14 protein-coding genes and 1 pseudogene are annotated in these 16,778 nt (G+C 67.2%); 7 read left to right on the plus strand and 8 right to left on the minus strand.

The features are described from left to right. Positions 1–88 precede the first annotated feature (88 nt). From FDZ84_RS26555 to FDZ84_RS26565, 3 genes are all read right to left on the minus strand, one after another. Entirely contained in the window at positions 89–1,054 is a 966-nt protein-coding gene (locus tag FDZ84_RS26555; protein ID WP_168588093.1) for a DNA/RNA non-specific endonuclease, read from the minus strand. 41 nt (positions 1,055–1,095) lie between these two features. Further along, positions 1,096–2,169: a serine protease gene (locus FDZ84_RS26560; protein WP_168588094.1), complete on the minus strand. Its 1,074-nt coding sequence runs from the start codon at positions 2,167–2,169 to the stop codon at positions 1,096–1,098. Positions 2,170–2,239: 70 nt separating this feature from the next. Continuing rightward, positions 2,240–2,956, minus strand: coding sequence for a response regulator transcription factor (locus FDZ84_RS26565; protein ID WP_168588095.1), 717 nt, complete (start codon positions 2,954–2,956; stop codon positions 2,240–2,242). A 330-nt stretch (positions 2,957–3,286) separates the two neighbouring features. Between FDZ84_RS26565 and FDZ84_RS26570 the strand changes: the two genes are divergently transcribed. The 4 genes from FDZ84_RS26570 (at position 3,287) to FDZ84_RS26585 (ending at position 5,288) form a co-directional block, all read left to right on the plus strand. Next, positions 3,287–3,865, plus strand: coding sequence for a hypothetical protein (locus FDZ84_RS26570; RefSeq protein WP_168588096.1), 579 nt, complete (start codon positions 3,287–3,289; stop codon positions 3,863–3,865). 54 nt (positions 3,866–3,919) lie between these two features. After that, complete coding sequence (locus FDZ84_RS26575; RefSeq protein WP_168588097.1) at positions 3,920–4,336, plus strand: hypothetical protein; 417 nt, start codon at positions 3,920–3,922, stop codon at positions 4,334–4,336. A 156-nt stretch (positions 4,337–4,492) separates the two neighbouring features. Next, entirely contained in the window at positions 4,493–4,825 is a 333-nt protein-coding gene (locus FDZ84_RS26580; protein ID WP_246868443.1) for a LysM domain-containing protein, read from the plus strand. Between the two features lie 295 nt (positions 4,826–5,120). Further along, the gene (locus FDZ84_RS26585; RefSeq protein WP_168588098.1) at positions 5,121–5,288 is read left to right on the plus strand and encodes a hypothetical protein; all 168 of its coding nucleotides are present in this window, start codon (positions 5,121–5,123) and stop codon (positions 5,286–5,288) included. Positions 5,289–5,343: 55 nt separating this feature from the next. Here the strand turns inward: FDZ84_RS26585 and FDZ84_RS26590 are convergent, their stop codons facing one another. Continuing rightward, positions 5,344–6,393, minus strand: coding sequence for a YncE family protein (locus FDZ84_RS26590; RefSeq protein WP_246868444.1), 1,050 nt, complete (start codon positions 6,391–6,393; stop codon positions 5,344–5,346). A gap of 404 nt (positions 6,394–6,797) precedes the next feature. Between FDZ84_RS26590 and FDZ84_RS26595 the strand changes: the two are divergent. Then, positions 6,798–7,014: pseudogene (locus tag FDZ84_RS26595) on the plus strand (transposase); the annotation flags it as partial. Positions 7,015–7,390: 376 nt separating this feature from the next. On the opposite strand, the gene FDZ84_RS26600 reads toward FDZ84_RS26595, so the two are convergent. The 4 genes from FDZ84_RS26600 to otsB form a co-directional block, all read right to left on the minus strand. Next, positions 7,391–7,909 (minus strand): LppY/LpqO family protein, encoded by a 519-nt coding sequence (locus FDZ84_RS26600; RefSeq protein ID WP_246868445.1) that lies wholly within the window; start codon positions 7,907–7,909, stop codon positions 7,391–7,393. 292 nt (positions 7,910–8,201) lie between these two features. Beyond that, positions 8,202–9,053, minus strand: coding sequence for a CDP-diacylglycerol diphosphatase (locus FDZ84_RS26605; protein WP_168588099.1), 852 nt, complete (start codon positions 9,051–9,053; stop codon positions 8,202–8,204). 171 nt (positions 9,054–9,224) lie between these two features. Further along, positions 9,225–11,651 carry a glycoside hydrolase family 65 protein gene (locus tag FDZ84_RS26610; protein WP_168588100.1) on the minus strand — a complete coding sequence of 809 codons (2,427 nt, stop codon included), beginning with the start codon at positions 11,649–11,651 and terminating at the stop codon, positions 9,225–9,227. Continuing rightward, positions 11,648–12,949 (minus strand): trehalose-phosphatase, encoded by a 1,302-nt coding sequence (gene otsB / locus FDZ84_RS26615; protein ID WP_168588101.1) that lies wholly within the window; start codon positions 12,947–12,949, stop codon positions 11,648–11,650. The genes FDZ84_RS26610 and otsB overlap by 4 nt, the downstream gene beginning before the upstream one ends. A gap of 254 nt (positions 12,950–13,203) precedes the next feature. On the opposite strand from otsB, the gene FDZ84_RS26620 reads away from it, so the two are divergent. Further along, a complete protein-coding gene (locus tag FDZ84_RS26620) occupies positions 13,204–14,091 on the plus strand; it encodes a universal stress protein (protein ID WP_168588102.1) in 888 nt (295 codons plus the stop codon). A 175-nt stretch (positions 14,092–14,266) separates the two neighbouring features. Then, complete coding sequence (gene hypF / locus FDZ84_RS26625; RefSeq protein WP_168588103.1) at positions 14,267–16,549, plus strand: carbamoyltransferase HypF; 2,283 nt, start codon at positions 14,267–14,269, stop codon at positions 16,547–16,549. Positions 16,550–16,778 lie beyond the last annotated feature (229 nt).

The raw sequence follows: 16,778 nt of genomic DNA on the forward strand, positions 1-16,778 counted from the left end.
CCCCATAGCCGCGAACACGCCCCCGCCGCTTCCCGCCATGGCGCGGCCAGGCGTTGCCTCATGCCCGCAGGAATTTGGACTTACTCGTCTAGAGCACCAAGTTCGAGTAGTCGTCCTTCAACGGCACCCGGTCCACCCGCGCTTCGAGCCCGTCGGATGTCAAGGGGGTCTCGTGCGGTTCGAGGTACTGGAAGTCAAGACCCGCGCGTTCTCGCAGTTGTTCCAGCGAGACGCGGTACGTTCCGGCATCGAAAACGGCTTCGAAGGGGAGCATGTCTTCGATGAGTTGCGTTTGCTCGAGCAGGTACCCGGAAACGCGCAGCGCACCAGCGGGTTTGCAGTAGCCGACGACCTTCCAGAACGCCAGCGGGAGCCGGACGCCCTTGTACAGCGGGTCGTCATCGGCCATGACCGGACCGGTGAACACGGTCATCTTCTTGTCCGTGAGGTCGGCGTTCTCGAGGATGAAGTTCTCAAGACCCTGCCAGAGTTCTTTCCCCTGGTTGAACTTCTCGTGCTGCGGCGCGCAGTTCGTGAAGTGGAACGTGTCGTCGTTGGCTCGTGCCAGGTCGTCTCCCCAGACCGGATCGAGCCGCCGGACGAGGTGCCCCCGGTCCAGCGCGTTGCGCCGGTAGAGGGACTCGCCGATCTGCTCCGATTCCGCGATGCGGGAGTCGAGGTACCACCTGTCCGCCAGCCGCTGGAAATCGACGCTCCTGCTGCCGTCGATGTTCACCACGGTGTAGTAGGCGAGCTGGCGGCGCCGGTTCACGACGATGCTGAAGTGCGTGTACGGGAGGACGGTGGGATCTCCGCCAGGCGGGACGTTGCTGGTCGTCGCGGCGTTGCGCCGCTGTTCATCGGATAGTTCCGGCAGCGGTAATTCGGGCCCGAGGAATTCCGGGTCGTACCCGGTGTAGCCCTCGTAGTAGGAGCTGGGGCGGGAGATTTCGAGCGGCGTGCCATCGAGGTACTCGACCTGAGCGGATTCGGCTGCGGTCGATTCCCCCACTTCTACCGTGATGTAGAGCGGAACGGACAGCCTGTGTTGCATGATCGGGCCTTTCGCATCGTGGTCGACTCGTTGGGTGCTCCTCAGGAAAATTCCACCCCGGCCCGCTGGAGGAGCGGGTCTCCCGTAAGCCGCCACAGCGGCACCGCCTCGTTGCCCTGAAGGTATCGACCTCCGAAGTGCAGGCCGATGACCATCGAGGTTTCGAGGTCGAGCAGGCACGATCCCGAATTGCCGCCGAGGGTCGAGCAGTCGTGGATGACGCTGCCCGATGCGGAACGAACCTCGCCCGGCTGCAGTCGCTTGACGTTGTAGACGCCGGCGAAGATCCGCTGCATCTCCTCCGGATCGTTGCGCCTGGAGTCGGCGGCCGGATAACCGACGACGTACACCTTGGTCCCGCTGCGAACACCGGGGGCGCGGGCGATGGGCAGGGGATCCATGCGAGGCGCTCCGCCAGGGCCGTCCGGCGCGCACCGCAGCAAGGCGAGGTCGACTGCGTCGTGCATGCCGATGATCTCGGTCAGTTGCAGCTCTCGGGGCTGCGAAGCCGACAGTTCCTCGTTGTAGTCCACCCGTCCCGTCATGCCGGGGGCGAACGACCACGCGCGACCGTCGTTGCTGGCGAACTCGGTTGCGACGTGCCGGTTGGTCATCACGACGTCCGCTGCCGCCAACCAACCCGTCCCCACCCAATCGATGTCCGGATGCCCCTCGACCTCGATCCGTCCGACGCGGGGCAGGACGTCCTCGATGGCAGACCGGTGCTGTTCGAGTTCGTCGGTCCAGGGTTGTGGCGCTGGAAAGAACCGACCGTCCTGCACCAGGATCGCGGGCCTGGCCATGAGCAGGACGATCGCCTCCAAGGCTGCGCGCTCGTCCGCGTCGACGTCGGCGCGGGCACCATCGCGCAGAAGCTTCCGAACAGCGGTACGCCCGGCCGGGACCAACTCCTCCAGGTGACCGCGTGACTCGGCCTCCAGCCGTGGCAGCTCGCCCGGCTCGGCACCAACGAATGGCTTCGTCATGTACTTCGAGCGCCCGGGCGCGACCTTACGGACGACAGTCGCGTTGTCGTCGTACAACTCTTCCTCGATCCGTGGCAGATCGCGTTCGTGGCGCAGTGCTTCTGCTACGACATCATGCCCGGACATCATTCCCCCTGGTATCAACCAACATCCGTGATCCGACGGTAACCAGCCGTGCCATGAAATTACCTCCCGCGGGCTAATCCGGGCGGCAGTTGGAGTGCGGTCTGTTATTGGGCGGGAGGGTCTGGTGCAGCGTGGAACGGACAAGGACGGAGTGGTCCAAGCGTTGCTGCCGGGCCCAGGCAGCGGCCGCGGCACGACCCTGCAATCCCAGCTTGTCCAGGATGTTGTGCACGTGGTTCTTCACCGTCGCCAAGGCGATGCACAAATGCCGGGAGATCTCCTGATTGGACAGTCCCTGCTCCAGCAGCACGGCGACTTGCACTTCCCTGCGACTCAGGACCCCCGCGTCCGGACTGGGCTGCACCTCCGCGGACAGCTCGGCCACCCTGCGGCACAGGGCAGCGGCAACGCGCGGCGAGCAGCGCAACTCCCCATTGGCAACGCTGCTTATCGTCCGAATCAGTTCGGAGATCGAATGTTCCCGTGTCAGGTAACCGGCCGCGCCCAACTCAGCATAAGCAAGAATGTCATATTCCCGGTCGGACACGCCCAAGGTGATGATCCGCAGCCCGGGATTCCCTGCCAGCAAGGAGATCACGGCACTGGGACCGTCCGGCAAGTCGGCGATGTCAAGCAGTACCACCGGGTGCTTGCGTGCGGTCAGATCGGGTTCCAGTTCCTCCGGTCGCGCAAGGGTGGAGAGGACCGCGAATCCGTCGACGTTTTGCAGGGCAAGGGCCAATCCCTCACGGTAGAACCTCGTCGCGGCAACGATGATGAGCTCGATCATTGTGAACACCCCGGCGCCGCCACCGGCACTCGGCCAAGAAGCAGTTCCGCTTCCAGCTGGTCACCGGACATCGCACGCCCGGCTCAAGTTCACGTTACCGTGCCGAGGACTGTCGCGGGTATGGCATTTGGTCCTCGCTCGTCGACCGCTAGATCTGCGGTAGATGGAAGCCGGATAATTATTGTCCTGCAACGGGTTCCGGGACGAGAATTCAGGACCTTCGGCTGTTGCGCGAGCATGCGCAGCGGTGCATGTTCGAAACGCATCTGGACTGGAAGGGAATATTCCAGATCATTGCCGGCTTTCCTATTCGCGGAGGAAGTGTTTGCCATGACGAAAAGCGCGACACGTACTCGCACGGTTTACACCGCCCGTGCCGATGCGGGTCAAGCGAAGGCGATTGCCGCAACCGAGTCCCCGTTCACCATCGAGGTCCGGTTCCTCGGCGGGCTGACCGAGGTGCAACAGGCCGCGTTCACCCAGGCCGCGGACCGGTGGGTCCGCGTCATCGTGGGTGATCTGCCGGAGGTCGAAATCGATGGTGACGTCATCGACGACGTCCTCATCCTCGCTCAAGGCGTGAACATCGACGGCCCCGGCAGGATCCTCGGTCAGGCCGGCCCGACGCACCTCCGGACGGCCGGCGCAGGCGCCTCGGCGCTCCTGCCCGCGAAGGGGGCGATGTCGTTCGACACGGCTGACCTGGCGAAGATGGAAGAAGCGGGAACGCTCGACGACGTGATCACCCACGAGATGGGCCACGTGGTCGGCGTCGGCGGCCTGCTGTGGTCACGCAAAGAACTGCTTGCCGACGAGGACAGCGACAACCCCACATTCACCGGCCGGGCCGCAATGCGGGAATACGGCCGGTTGCGTGACGGCCAACCGCGGGCTGTCCTCCGGCGGTAACGACATCCGCCAGAGCCAACCGGTCGGTGCTCACCCTCGAAGGGGTGGATCACGTTGACTGCGGCGATCTTCGGACTCGTGGGGGTCATCGTCGGCGGGTTCTTGACCGGCCTCGTCGATTTCGTGCTCGACCTGCGCAGGGAGTGCAACGCTGCCCGAGCGGCGAGCAAGCTCGTGCGGTCCCAGCTCAAAGACGCGCGCACTGCGGTGGTCGTAGCCCTGGAAACCCGGGAATGGCCGTTGGGCTGGAATGACAAGGCTTGGGCTCAGTCGTGGTCGGTCTACTGGTCGGCCTTGGCGGGCCGCATGGCGGATGACGCGTTCCTTCAGCTCGCCGAGGCCTACAACTACATGGAGTTGCTGCAGCGAGGCCTCGCCGATGGCGGCAGGCCGTTGGCCGGCAACGACGAGAAATTCCTGAACGACGTGCGGAAAAGCATCGATGCGGCCAAACCGTTGCTAACACGCTGAGCAATGCCCGGCTCGCGCGGCGTACCGGTGATGTTCGTGGGCGGATGGATCCTCAATGGATCCCGCTGCTCATTGCCACAGCACGCGGGCGGCGCCTTATATGGACACGGGATGTCTGTGCGCCGAGCGCGCAGCTGACCACGAGGAGGCTGAGCAATGACGAACTGCAACACTTACACGGTGCAGAAGGGCGACACGCTCTCCGAGATCGGCGAATGGTTCCACGTCCCTTGGCAGGAACTCCAGCGCATCAACAACATAGAGAACGCGAACCTCATCTTCCCCGGCCAAGTTCTGCGCCTTTCGAAGAACGGGAACGTGTGCAAGACCTACACCGTGCAGGATGGGGACACGCTCTCCGAGATCGGCGAGCAGAACCACGTGAGGTGGCAGCTCCTGGCGTACTACAACCACATCGCCAACCCGAACGTCATCCAGATCGGACAGGCGATCTGCATCCCGCACCCGCAAGGCCCATCGGCGGTGTAGCGGTCCGGTGTCGAGATCACGGGCGCGGATGGGGGCTTCCCAGGCCCTCTCCGCGGCCGTGCCCCTTCTGCATGTGCGTGGCGTGTGTGCGCAGGTACGCCCTAGTGGTCGTAGAAGTCCGGGGAGCTTGCGGTCGTTGACGTCGTCGTAGATCGCGTAGCCCTTCTGGGCGAAGAAACACAGGACTGCGATCAGGCCCGCGATCTCCGATGTTTGCCGTACCGGCCACGGGGGAATGAGGAGGGGACGGATGCTCCGTCATCCGATCGTCGCATCATGTCCGGAGGCGGATGTCATGACGCAGGAAAAGCAGACACCACGGGAACATTCCTCCGAACCGGCCGAGGGACCGCAGCAGCAAGCGAACATCAGGAAACCGACTCCTGGTGAGCAGGGGGCGAAGGCTACCACCGTGGAGGCCGAACTGCGGCGCCACGCCGATACCGCAACAGAAGGCGAATGACCCTTGCACGGGAAGCTGCGTAGCACCGCCGCAGCGGCGCACCGCGATGTCCTGGTCAGCCGACGGGTTCTCGTTCCAGCAGGGCCGGGTGGCCGCTCGTTCCGCTGGGCACGGGATAATAGCTGCGGTGTGTGGTGGGGTCCACGGTGACCACGTGCGCGTCGTCGGCGAGATGGCTGGAGCCCCTCACCGCCAGCTCGTGGTCGTGCTGGTCCAGCACCGTCAGCCAGCCGCTTTCGGCTGCCACGTACAGCCGCTGCGCGCTCGGGTCGTAGGCGAGGACGTCGGGTTGGTGGCCGACCGGTGCGGTCGCGGTGACCGCTCCGGTGTCGATGTCGACGGTCAGCAGCTCGTCGTTGCCGTCGCAGGCTGCGAACGCCAGTCGTTGGGGTGGGGCCAGCGCCAGTCCGTGGTCGTGGTCGCAGCCGTGCAGCGGGATCGTTCTGGTGACGGTGAGCTTGGTGGGGTCGATGATGGCCAGCTCGTCGTGGGCTTGGACGTCCACCAGCATCTGATCTGCGACCGGGTCGTATGCGACGTTGCCGACCTCCCCGCCCAGAGCGACGGTGCCTCGTGCGGTGCCGCTGGAGGCGTCGATGACGGTCTCCGAACCACCGCGTTCGTCGGTGGTCCACACGGCGTTTCGGCGCGGGTCGAACGCCAAGCCGTCGGGGTACGCGCCGGTCGGGGTCTGGTTGATCACCTGACCGGTTTCCTCGTCGATCGTGACCATCGCGTTGCTGCCGGTTGCCGTGGCGTACACCCGGTGAAGCGCGGGAACGACGAGCACACCGTGCACTTGCGGCACGTTCGGGATCACACGCACCACGCGGTGCGCGCGAACGTCGACCTCGACGACCTCACCGGCTCCGGGATGCGCCGCGAAGAGCAGTCCGCGTTCCGGATCCAGGCTGGCGTAGTCGAATCGCGAGCTGCTCCCGGGTAGCTCCACCTCGCCCACGGCACGCAGCGGCAGGGCAACAGTCGTCGGCGGCGGTGAACAGGCCGCGGCCAGTGCTACCGCCAACGCCGCGACGAAGACCCCGGTCGACGACGGCGTCCAACGTGCGCGCCGCCGGGGGGCGCCGTGAGCAGCTGCTCGCATTGCAGCCTCCCGTAAACGCAACGTGTAAGAACGTTCCGCGAGCCGACACCTTACGGTGCCGACGTTGGCCAGCGCCCGTCCGGCGCTGGTCTTCCCGTGGCGATACCCGCCGCCAGCATCATGCTGGTCTTACACTGGCTTTCCATCGGGCTGTCACGACGCAACTCGCCGCCACCCAACCATGTTTGCAAACCAGGTTCCCGACAGACTGGCTTGGCTATCGCCAGCCTGCCAAGTTCCTTCGCTGCAACCATACCAACCCGAAACGACACATTCTTACGGCTCTTGTGACTGATCCGTGGGTGGTGTGAGCTGGGTTTTGGGCCCGGAGACGGGGGCACGCCGTTGCTTCGTCTAGGTTTCTGGCTTGTCCAGAGTGAGGAACCGAGGGGACGGAGAACGGCGTGGGCGAGCCGATGCGGATCGCCTGGCGCACCGTGGGGGCGATCGTTGGCCCGGGTGTCGGCCGAGGCCGAAACCCAGGTTGACCGGTTCGCCGGCCTGCGGCGTATCGGCATCGACGAGATCCCCTACAAACGCCATCACCGCTATCTGACGGTCGTGGTGGATCACGACACCGTGCGGGTGGTGTGGGCCGCGCCGGGGCACGATTCCGCCACCGGTCGATTTCGCGCGAAATCGGCGCCTTCCCCCCAGGGCCCTCGCCGATTTCGCGCGAAATCGGCGCCTCCCATCGGGAGTGACCCGGCTCTGCCTCGCCAGCCGCTGTGAAGCGAACGGCCTCTTCACATTGGCGACGCCGCCAGCCGCCAGCATGAGTTCCGTGAGCGGTTTCAGGCGCTATAGCACCGAAAAACACGCACGGCCCACCTCGGAACTCGGGCACCTCGACGGCTACGCGACCCGGGTTGCACTGCCGGGACACCCGGGTGGCCGCCCTGGAACAGCCGGTCTTCGCCTGAGGGAGCGCCATCTTTACCCAGCTCCCCGAACAGTTGGGCGCCCCGGCGAATCGGACCACCTTCGCCGCAGTGGCCTACTGTGCCGGCTTGGCGTTGGTGGCGTCGACTGCCGTCCGCAGTGCTTTGGCGAGTGCCACGGCGTTGTCGACGGCCCAGAAATGCATGTAGAACAGCCGGGGCTCGTCGGTCAGGCTGTTGGTTGTGCAGTTCGACCACGTGATTTCGCCCCTGCGAAGCGCCTGGATCACGTTCTGGACTTCGGGAGCGGTCACGACGAAGTCACCGTTGATCGCGGCCCTACCGCCGCCCACGGGCTGGAAGTTCAGCGCGGTGTTGACCCCGGTGCCCGGCGGGACGACGTGCCCGCTGTCCTGGGCGGCGTCGTTGCGGGCGATGGTGAACCTGTAAATACCGCCGTCAGCGCTTCCCCTTCGTCCCAAGGCATTGTCGATCCCGGCAGTGTCCAAATCGATCGCGGGCTGCTGAGCCGGTGCAGCGGCAGCGGGTGGGATCGCGGTGGCGTCCAGCGCTGCGCGCACGACCTGGGCGAGGTGCGCGGGGTCGCCCATGCCGTGGATGTGGGTCCACCACACCGGTGGTCGGTGCGCCTCCGCATCCGGCCAGCGCCGCGAGTAGTAGCGCCGCGACGGGAATCGCAGCGCGATGAGGGAAGTGTTCGGCCGGTGCTCGGCATCGTCGTCCCCATTCCGGTCTGCGCATTCTGGTCTTCGCTCGCAGGGGATTCCTCCTCCGCGGGGTCGTTCCCCGCAGCAACCTCTGCAACACCGCACCGGGGATCAACCGCGTCACCAGCTGCGAACGAAGATTCCCCCGGCCACCAGCAGAAGCGGTCTTGAGATGCGGGCCATGCCACCACCGTCGCGATCAGGTGTACACGAGCAAGCGGTCGCAACTGCTCGTCCCGCCGATTCCGTGTTCGGCGCCGGTCAAGCCGGAATTGCTGGTCAGCACGTAGAATCCGTGTGGGCTTTGCGTCACGATCATCATCTGGATCGCGATGTCTTCGCGTGTCGGGCGCGCAACGTTGTCGAACATGAGCGCGAAGAGGTTCTGGTTCAAGTTCGTGACCTGGAGCGCTCGGTAGTAACGCGTGTCGCCGTTGAACTCGAGTTTCACGCGCGATGCCGCCCAGCCGTTCACATCGTTCTTGATGCCCGCCTTGTTCAGCTGGTCGAGCACCTTCGTCGAGATGCCGGCCATGTGGATGTGCAGTTGGTCCTGGTCTCGAACGGGTTTGCCGGCCGTGTCCTGGGCCGCGTTGACACCCAGGCCGATTTGGCCGCCGCTGTAGGTCACCGGGGCGACTCCACCTGGCTGAGCTTGATCCCACGCGTCTTGCCAGAAGTTTCTCCCGAATCTGATCTTCGAACACTCGATGCCCTTGAGGCGGCTCGTGGGAACTAGCAAGAAGTTGTGGGTTCCAGGTGGGTCCGCACCGTCGAGCACGACGTCGTACGCGTTCGTGCCCTTGCAGTAGCTGGGCATAGGGTGGTGCGTGGGGTCGCGCTGGGCTTCCCCGCATGCCTTGGCGTGGTCCCAGAGTTTGATTCCGGTGTCGCCGTAGGCGCCGCACGGGTCGGTCTGGGCGGCGGCCGCGGGCAGGTTCGTCCCGGCCGCCGCAGCGGAACCGACCAGAACCGCGGCGGCTCCGGCGGCGCCGGAGAGCTTCAGGAATCGGCGTCGAGCTAAGTTCCCGGCGTTCTCGTTCGCGCTCATGGTGACTCCGGCAATGGCGACTCGGCGAGCGGACGACGTCCGTGGTGCGAGTGCACCAGCGATCGGCTCGACGGACTACGGCCGAAGGGCCTACATGTTCTCGTCGCACTGCCGTTTCCTCCGCGATGGTGGACGGTTCATAGCCTGCGTTGTTCCGCCAGACCGCCAGGATCAGGCGAAACTCGTCGGGTCCGCGCCGCGGACGGGGTGTTCCAGCGAGAAGCGGGCGGTTTCGCCTGGGCCCAGGCAGACCGTGCGGGTGCCGCAGGTGCAGGTGATGGGGGCTCGTTTCCTTCCCGGGCTGGTGCGGATGGTGGCGGTGCGGCCGGTGACCTTGATGGTGACCGGCTGTCCCTGGTAGCGGATGGAGAGTTCCAGCGGCCCCAGTTCGCTCGGCCACAGCGGGTTGAGGTGCAGTGCGCCGTCGCGGATTTCGATACCGGCGAAGCAGCGTTGCAGGAGGTCGATGCTGCCTGCCATGGCGGCGAGGTGGATGCCTTCGGCGGTGGTGCCGTGCTGGGTGTCGTGGACGTCGCTGGCCAGCACGTCGTCGAAGAACTCCAGTGCTCGGTGCCGCCGGCTGCGGGACAGCACCCAGGCGTGCACGACGGCGCTGAGGGTGGATCCGTGGCTGGTGCGCTTGAGGTAGTACTCGATGTTGTCGGGAATGCTGGGCATCGGGTAGCCGAGCCTGCCCAGGATCTCCCCGAGTTCTTCCGCTGACAGCAGGTAGAACAGCATCAGCACGTCCGCCTGCTTGGACGCCTGGTAGCGGTTCGGGTCGTCGTTCTCAGCCTCCAGGATGCGGTCCAGGCGCTGGATGTCGCCGTAGCGCTGCCGGTAGGCGTCCCAGTCGAGTTCGGCGAGCCGGTCGTAGCCGTCGAACTGGCTGATGATGCCGTCGCCGTGGAACGGGACGAACATGCGTTGCGAGATCCGCTTCCAGCGGTCGATCTCGGCGTGGCGGATCTCCAGCGCGTCGATGAGTTCTCCGCGCCGCTGGCCGGGCAGTTCGCGGAGGACGTGCACGGCGGTGCGGCACAGCCAGGCGGTCATGATGTTGGTGTAGGCGTTGTTGTCGATTCCCGGCCGGTCCCGCCCGGGGTATGCGGTGTGGTACTCGTCCGGGCCGACGACGCCGCGGATGACGTAGCGGTCCCGGCTGCGGTCGTACTGGGTGAGAGAGGCGAAGAACCGGGCTATCTCCAGGATCATCTCCGCGCCGAAGTCGGCGAAGAACTCCTCGTCCCCGCTGGCTCGGTGGTAGTGCCAGACGTTGTGGGCGATGGCGAGCCCGATGTGCCGCTGCAGGTGCGTGTGGTCGGGCAGCCAGCGGCCCGAGCGGGGGTTGAGGTGCAGGCGTTGGGTTTCCTCGCGGCCGTTGCTGCCGCTTTGCCAGGGGAACATCGCGCCGGCGAAGCCCGCGTCGCGGGCGGCTTTCCGCGCCTGTTGCAGCCGGCGGTAGCGGTACAGCAGCAGGGCGCGGGCCAGCTGCGGGAGGCGCAGGTCGAGGGTCGGCAGCACGAACAGCTCGTCCCAGAAGATGTGGCCGCGGTAGGCCTCGCCGTGCAATCCGCGGGCGGGGATACCGGCGTCGAGGTCAACGGTGTTCGGCGAGGTGGTCTGAAGCAGGTGGAACAGGTGCAGGTGCACCGCCTGTTGCGCGGGCTCGCTCATCGATAGTCCACAGTAGAATGAGTGGTGCAGGTGCGTCCACGCCAGGCTGTGCGATCGGGCCAGATCGTCGAACCCGGCGGCATCGCGCACGTCGTCGACGGCCTCGGTGACCGGTTCGGTGCTGGCGCGGTCCAGCGAGGTGTGCAGCGAGACGATCTTCTCCACCCGCACTTCGGCGTTCTGCTCGACGTCCAGCGCGATGTCGTGGGCGATCAGGTCGTCCTGCCGGACCAGGGAAGGGCCGGGGTCAACGAGCTCACCCGCCACGAACACCCGGAACCGCGCGGCTTCGGCGACGCGGATGCGGGACTGGGACGTTCGAGCGTGCAGGACGGCGATGTTCGGCGCGACTTCGAAGGACTGGTGGTCGACGAGGTGCCTTCCGGCGAGGTCTCGGTAGCGCTGGACACCGCAGTTGGTCACCCGGCCGTCGATGCCGCAGCGGAACGTCATCGGGCCCGACCAGTCTTCGGCGACGAGGGTGGTTTCCAGTCCGGCGAGGTGCGGCCGGGACATGTGCACGAACCTGCGCTGCACGACCCTGGTCGTATGCGCCCGCTCGTCGCGGAAGCGCAACCGGCGGACCAGGATGCCGCGTTCGAGGTCGAGTTCCTGCTCGTGGTCGAGCAGCTCTACCTGCACCGGGTCGAACCACGCGCCTTCGTCGATGCGGAAGCTCAGCGGCAGCCAGTTCGGCATGTTGACCAGCGACTCGTTCTCCACCTCCCTTCCCGCGATGGTCGTGGTGAGCCGGTCGTAGCAGCCCGCGACGTAGGTGCCGGGGTAGTGCACCCCGTCGGCGCGGGACTCCGGCGCTGCTCCTCGGGTGGCGAAGTACCCGTTTCCCAAGGTGCACAAGGCTTCCCGGCGACCTTCGTCGTCCGGGTCGAAGTCGCGGAAGTCGAGTTGCCACGGGTTCATGCGCTCCCCGGTGACGACGCGAAGCGGGCGAGCAACGCGGTCAGCGAAAGCGGGGCGTCGACGGAGTAGTGGGCCCAGGTCAGGCGATCGCCGTGTTCTGCGCTGCGCACCACGATTCCGATCCCGTCGTCGTGGACCTCGCGCAGCGCGTCTTCGTCGGTGTAGTTGTCTCCGGCGAAGACGGGAACGACGTCGGGCCCCGAGAGGCCCATTCGGTCCAAGAGCCACCGCAGCGCCCGGCCCTTGTTCCAGTCGATGTCCGGCAGCAACTCGACCACTCGCCGGCCGTGCGCCGTGCGAAGCGCGGGGAAAGCGCCACCGACGCTGTCCACGGTGGATATCACTTGGTCGACGGCGTCCGGCGCGACATTGCGGTAGTGCACCGCGAGGGCGAAGTGCTTCCGGTCGACCCGGGCGCCTGCGACGAGTTCCAGCTCATCGGACAGCCGCCGTTCGGCCTCCTCGAGATCGGGCAGCGCGGACTCACCGGCCGGCAGTGCGATCGACACGTCGCCCGGGCCGGCCAGCTCGAATCCGTGGCTTCCCGCGCACCACAGGCCGTCGATGCGGATCCTGCTGCGCACGTCCTGCAGGTCCCGGCCGCTGAGGATCGCCACCGGGCAGCGCTGGACGAGCCGCTGCAGGACCTCCCGCGTCTTCACCGGCATGGTGACCTTGGTCGGGTCGCTCCGGATCGGCGCGAGAGTGCCGTCGAAGTCCAGCAGAACCACAGGTCGGTGACCTCGGAGGCGGTCGGCGATCTCGCCCCAGCGGCCGAGGCCGTCGGGGACCTCGGACAGCCGCCGCTCGCTGGACGCCGCGACGGAAACGTCGGTGAGCGCCGGTACGACCACGTCGGCCCCGGCCTCCAGCAGCCGGCTCGGCGGGCCGGTCCGGGCAACCCCGATGATGAGGCCGAAACCACCCGTTCTGGCGGCCTCCAGCCCGCCCTGGGCGTCTTCGACGACCACGGACGCCCAGGGCGGCGTGTCGAGCCGACGCGCGGCTTCGAGGAACACCGCGGGATCGGGCTTGCCGGGCAACCCCAGCTCATCGGCGAGCACACCGTCCACCCGGACGTCGAATAGCTGTCCTGCTCCGGCCTGTTCCAGGACCTGGGTGCAATTGCGGCTGGCGGAGATGACCGCGGTCCGGACGCCTCGGCTGCGCAACGCGGCGACCAACGGGACCGCGTCGTCGAACAGCCCCGCGCTCGCCGAGGCGGCGTCGGCGATCATCCCGTCCACGTCGAACAGCACCGCGTGGTAGCGACGGGGATCGATGTTCGTGGTGGCCATGCGGACTCCGGTTCTCCACACCGCCTAGACCGTGGTCGGACTAGCAACACTTCTCGGATACCCGACCTGATGCGCGAATCCACCGTCGTTCGATGCCGTCGCTGCGGCTCGTCGGCTTAGCGTGGACGAGGGTCCGACGGCCTCATAGCGGCCTGGGAGACCGCCAGTGATGTGCCCTGATCGAGTGCCGCGCGTCGAGGTCCGATCCACCATGTAAAGCATCGACCGACCGATGGCAGGGGGAGGCGTTTCGGGTGGCGGCGACAGCGCGCAAGGCGGTCATCGTGGGATTCGATTTGTCGGAGCCGTCCCGCCGGGCGGTTCGCTGGGCGGCGCGCGAGGCGTCCGATCGGCGCCGGCCCTTGTTGCTGGTGCACGTGCTCACGTGGCCGTTCGACGCGCACACCACGATCGAGGTGCCGGGCGAGGACGGTGTGCTCGAACCGCTGCAGCAGATCCTGCGGCGCGAGCTCGACGTGCTGGGTGAGGCCTGCCGGGAGCTCGACCCGGAGCTGGAGGTGCGCAGCCACCTGCCGTTCGGGGACCCGGCCGAGGTGCTCAGCGAGATTGCCGAGGACGCGGAGGTACTGGTGCTCGGTGGGCCGCGGATCGAGGTGGAGATGGGGGTCCTCGGCTCGACCTCTGCGGAGCTGCTGACGCGACGCACCGGCGCCCCGGTCGTGGTGGTCCGCGGCAGCGTCGAGGAGCCGGGGACGGCACCTGTGGTGGTCGGTGTCGACGGGTCGTCCGCCAGCAAGCTGGCCATCGGCTTCGCCTACGACTTCGCCTCCCGGCACGGCTGCGACCTGGTGGCCGTGCACGCCTGGAGCGACCTGCCGCTGGACCCCTTCGCCCGGGTCAAGCAGTGGGAGCTGCCGTGGAGCGAGGTGCGGGGCGAAGCCGAGGAAGCGGTCGCCGAATCCCTGGCCGGCTGGGGCGAGCAGTACCCCGACGTCGACGTGCGGCGCACGATCACGCCGGAAAAACCCGCGCAGGCCTTGTTGCGCGAGGCGCGCGGGGCAGGGCTGCTGGTGGTCGGGAGTCACGGCCGGGGCCGCATTCGCCGGAGCCTGCTCGGTTCGGTCAGCCACGCCGTGGTGAACCGGGCGCCTTGCCCGGTCGCGGTCCTGCGCGCCAGGTGAGCAGATCGGTCACCCTGCCGTTCCCGGGGCGACGCCGATCGCCCTCGTGGTCGAAACCGCTTCCGCGGCTTGATGCGGTTTCGTTCCCGCGCCGGGTGAACCGGGATTAGAGCCGCGCGTTCGACCGGATCGGATAGCGGATGCACCGGCAACCGACTCGCCGGAGACTGGGTCGGTGGGTGAGTTGGTCCGGAAGCGGATTCGGGTCGAGGGAATCGTGCAGGGCGTCGGTTTCCGCCCCTTCGTCTATTCGTTGGCGACCCGCCTGGGGCTGGCCGGGCATGTCGGCAACGACGTGCACGGCGTGTTCATCGAGGTGGAGGGCGCGGATTCGGTCGTCCAGCGATTCCTGGCCCTGCTCCAAGAACAGGCTCCGCCGCTGGCGGCGGTCGCCCGGGTCTCCGCCACCGACGCCGAGACGGTGGCTGAAGAGGGATTCCGCGTCGTCGACAGCGACGCTGCCGGACCGCGGGCGACCCTCGTCTCCAGCGACAGCGCTACCTGCGCCGACTGCTCCGACGAGATCGCCGACCCCGGTGACCGGCGGTTCGGCTATCCGTTCACCAACTGCACAAACTGCGGGCCGCGCTTCACCATCGTCCGGGATGTGCCGTACGACCGGCCGAACACGACGATGTCGGAATTCGCCTTGTGCGCCAAGTGCGAAGCCGAGTACCGCGATCCGGCGAACCGCCGCTTCCACGCCCAGCCGGTGTGCTGCCCGGACTGCGGTCCGCGGCTGCGGCTGACCGATCGTGGCGGCGTGGCCCGCCGAGGCGATCCCCTGGCGGAAGCGGTGGCGGCCCTGGCGCGCGGCGAGGTGCTGGCCGTGAAGGGACTGGGCGGTTACCACGTGGCCGTGGACGCCACCGATGACGATGCGGCGGCTACGTTGCGCAAGAGGAAGCACCGCGAGGACAAGCCATTCGCGATCATGGTGGCGTCGGTGGAGCAGGCACGGTCGCTGTGCGCGATCGATGACCTCGAAGAAGCGCTGCTCATGTCGCGTCGCCGGCCGATCGTGCTGCTCGACCGGCTGCCCGGCGCCGCGGTCGCACCGAGCATCGCGCCCGGTACTCGTCAACTGGGCCTCATGCTCCCGTACACCCCGCTGCACCACCTGCTGCTCCGCGGGTTTCCCCGGCCGATCGTGCTCACCAGCGCGAACGTCTCCGACGAGCCGATCGCCTACCGCGACGACGACGCGCTGGAGCGGCTGGGCGAAATCGCCGATGCGTTCCTGATGCACGACCGGCCCATCCACATGCGCACCGATGATTCCGTGGTCCGCGTTGTCAGCGGACGCGAGATGCCGATCCGGCGTTCTCGCGGCTACGTACCGGAACCGCTGACGTTGCCGTGGCCGTTCCCGCAGCCGGTGCTGGCTTGCGGAGCCGAGCTGAAGAACACCTTCGCGGTTGCCAAGGGCGAGCACGTGTTCGTCTCCCACCACATCGGCGATCTGGAGAACTACGAGACGCTGCGGTCCTTCACCGGCGGGATCGCGCATTTCCGACGGCTCTTCGACGTCGAACCGCAGGTCGTGGCCCACGACCTGCACCCCGAGTACCTGTCGACGAAGTTCGCCGCGGAGCTCGACGGCGTCGAGCTGGTGGGCGTGCAGCACCACCACGCGCACATCGCGTCATGCCTGGCGGACAATGGCGAAACTGGCCCGGTGATCGGGGTGGCGTTCGACGGGACCGGGTACGGCACCGACGGCTCGATCTGGGGAGGGGAGTTCCTGGTCGCCGACCTGGCCCGCTTCCGGCGGCTGGGACACCTGGACCCGGTGCCGCTGCCGGGCGGGACAACCGCGATCAAGCAGCCGTGGCGGACCGCCGTCTCCTACCTGGCGGAGGTCGATCGCCTGTCCGCGGACCTCGACGTGTTGCGGCGCAACCCGAATTGGACCGAAGTCGCCGCATTGCTGCGGCAGCGCCGGCACGCGCCGCCGACCTCCAGCGCCGGGCGGCTGTTCGACGCCGTGGCGGCGATCCTCGGGGTGCGGGACGCGATCAACTACGAAGGACAAGCCGCCATCGAGCTCGAACAGCTGGCCGACAGCGCCGAAACCGGCGGTTACCCGGTGTCGATCAGCGGCGGGCCCGTGCTGCGGGTGCGCGGCGCGGACCTGGTGCGTGCGGTCGTGACCGACCTTCGGGCCGCGACCCCGGTACCGGTGATCGCCGCACGATTCCACAACGGACTCGCAGCGGCGGTGGTGGATGTCTGCGACCGGCTGCGGGAATCCACCGGGATCGCCGCGGTGGCGCTCTCGGGCGGCGTCTTCCAGAACGCACTGCTGTTGCTGCGCGTCACGACCATGCTGCACCGACGCGGGTTCCGCACCCTGCTGCATTCACAGGTCCCGGCCAACGATGGGGGGATCAGCCTGGGGCAGGCCGCCGTCGCCGGAGCGCTGTGCCGGCGCACGGCCTCGGGGTCCCGCTCGTAGGCCTGCGGATCGGTCTCTGCGGCGACACATGCGCTGCCGACACACCCTCACCACCCGCCTGTGGTCACCCGAGGAGGGCGCAATTTCGCGAGAAATTGACCGTCACCCGGGTGAACGTCAATTTCTCGCGAAATTGGCACCCCTTCGCCCCACCGAAGGAGAACCACCGATGTTCTGAATCCAGCTCAGCACGTTCGTCCTGTTCACCCTGCTGATCTTCGCCATATTC

This window comes from Saccharopolyspora sp. ASAGF58, assembly GCF_012277335.1.
GTDB lineage: Bacteria > Actinomycetota > Actinomycetes > Mycobacteriales > Pseudonocardiaceae > Saccharopolyspora > Saccharopolyspora hattusasensis.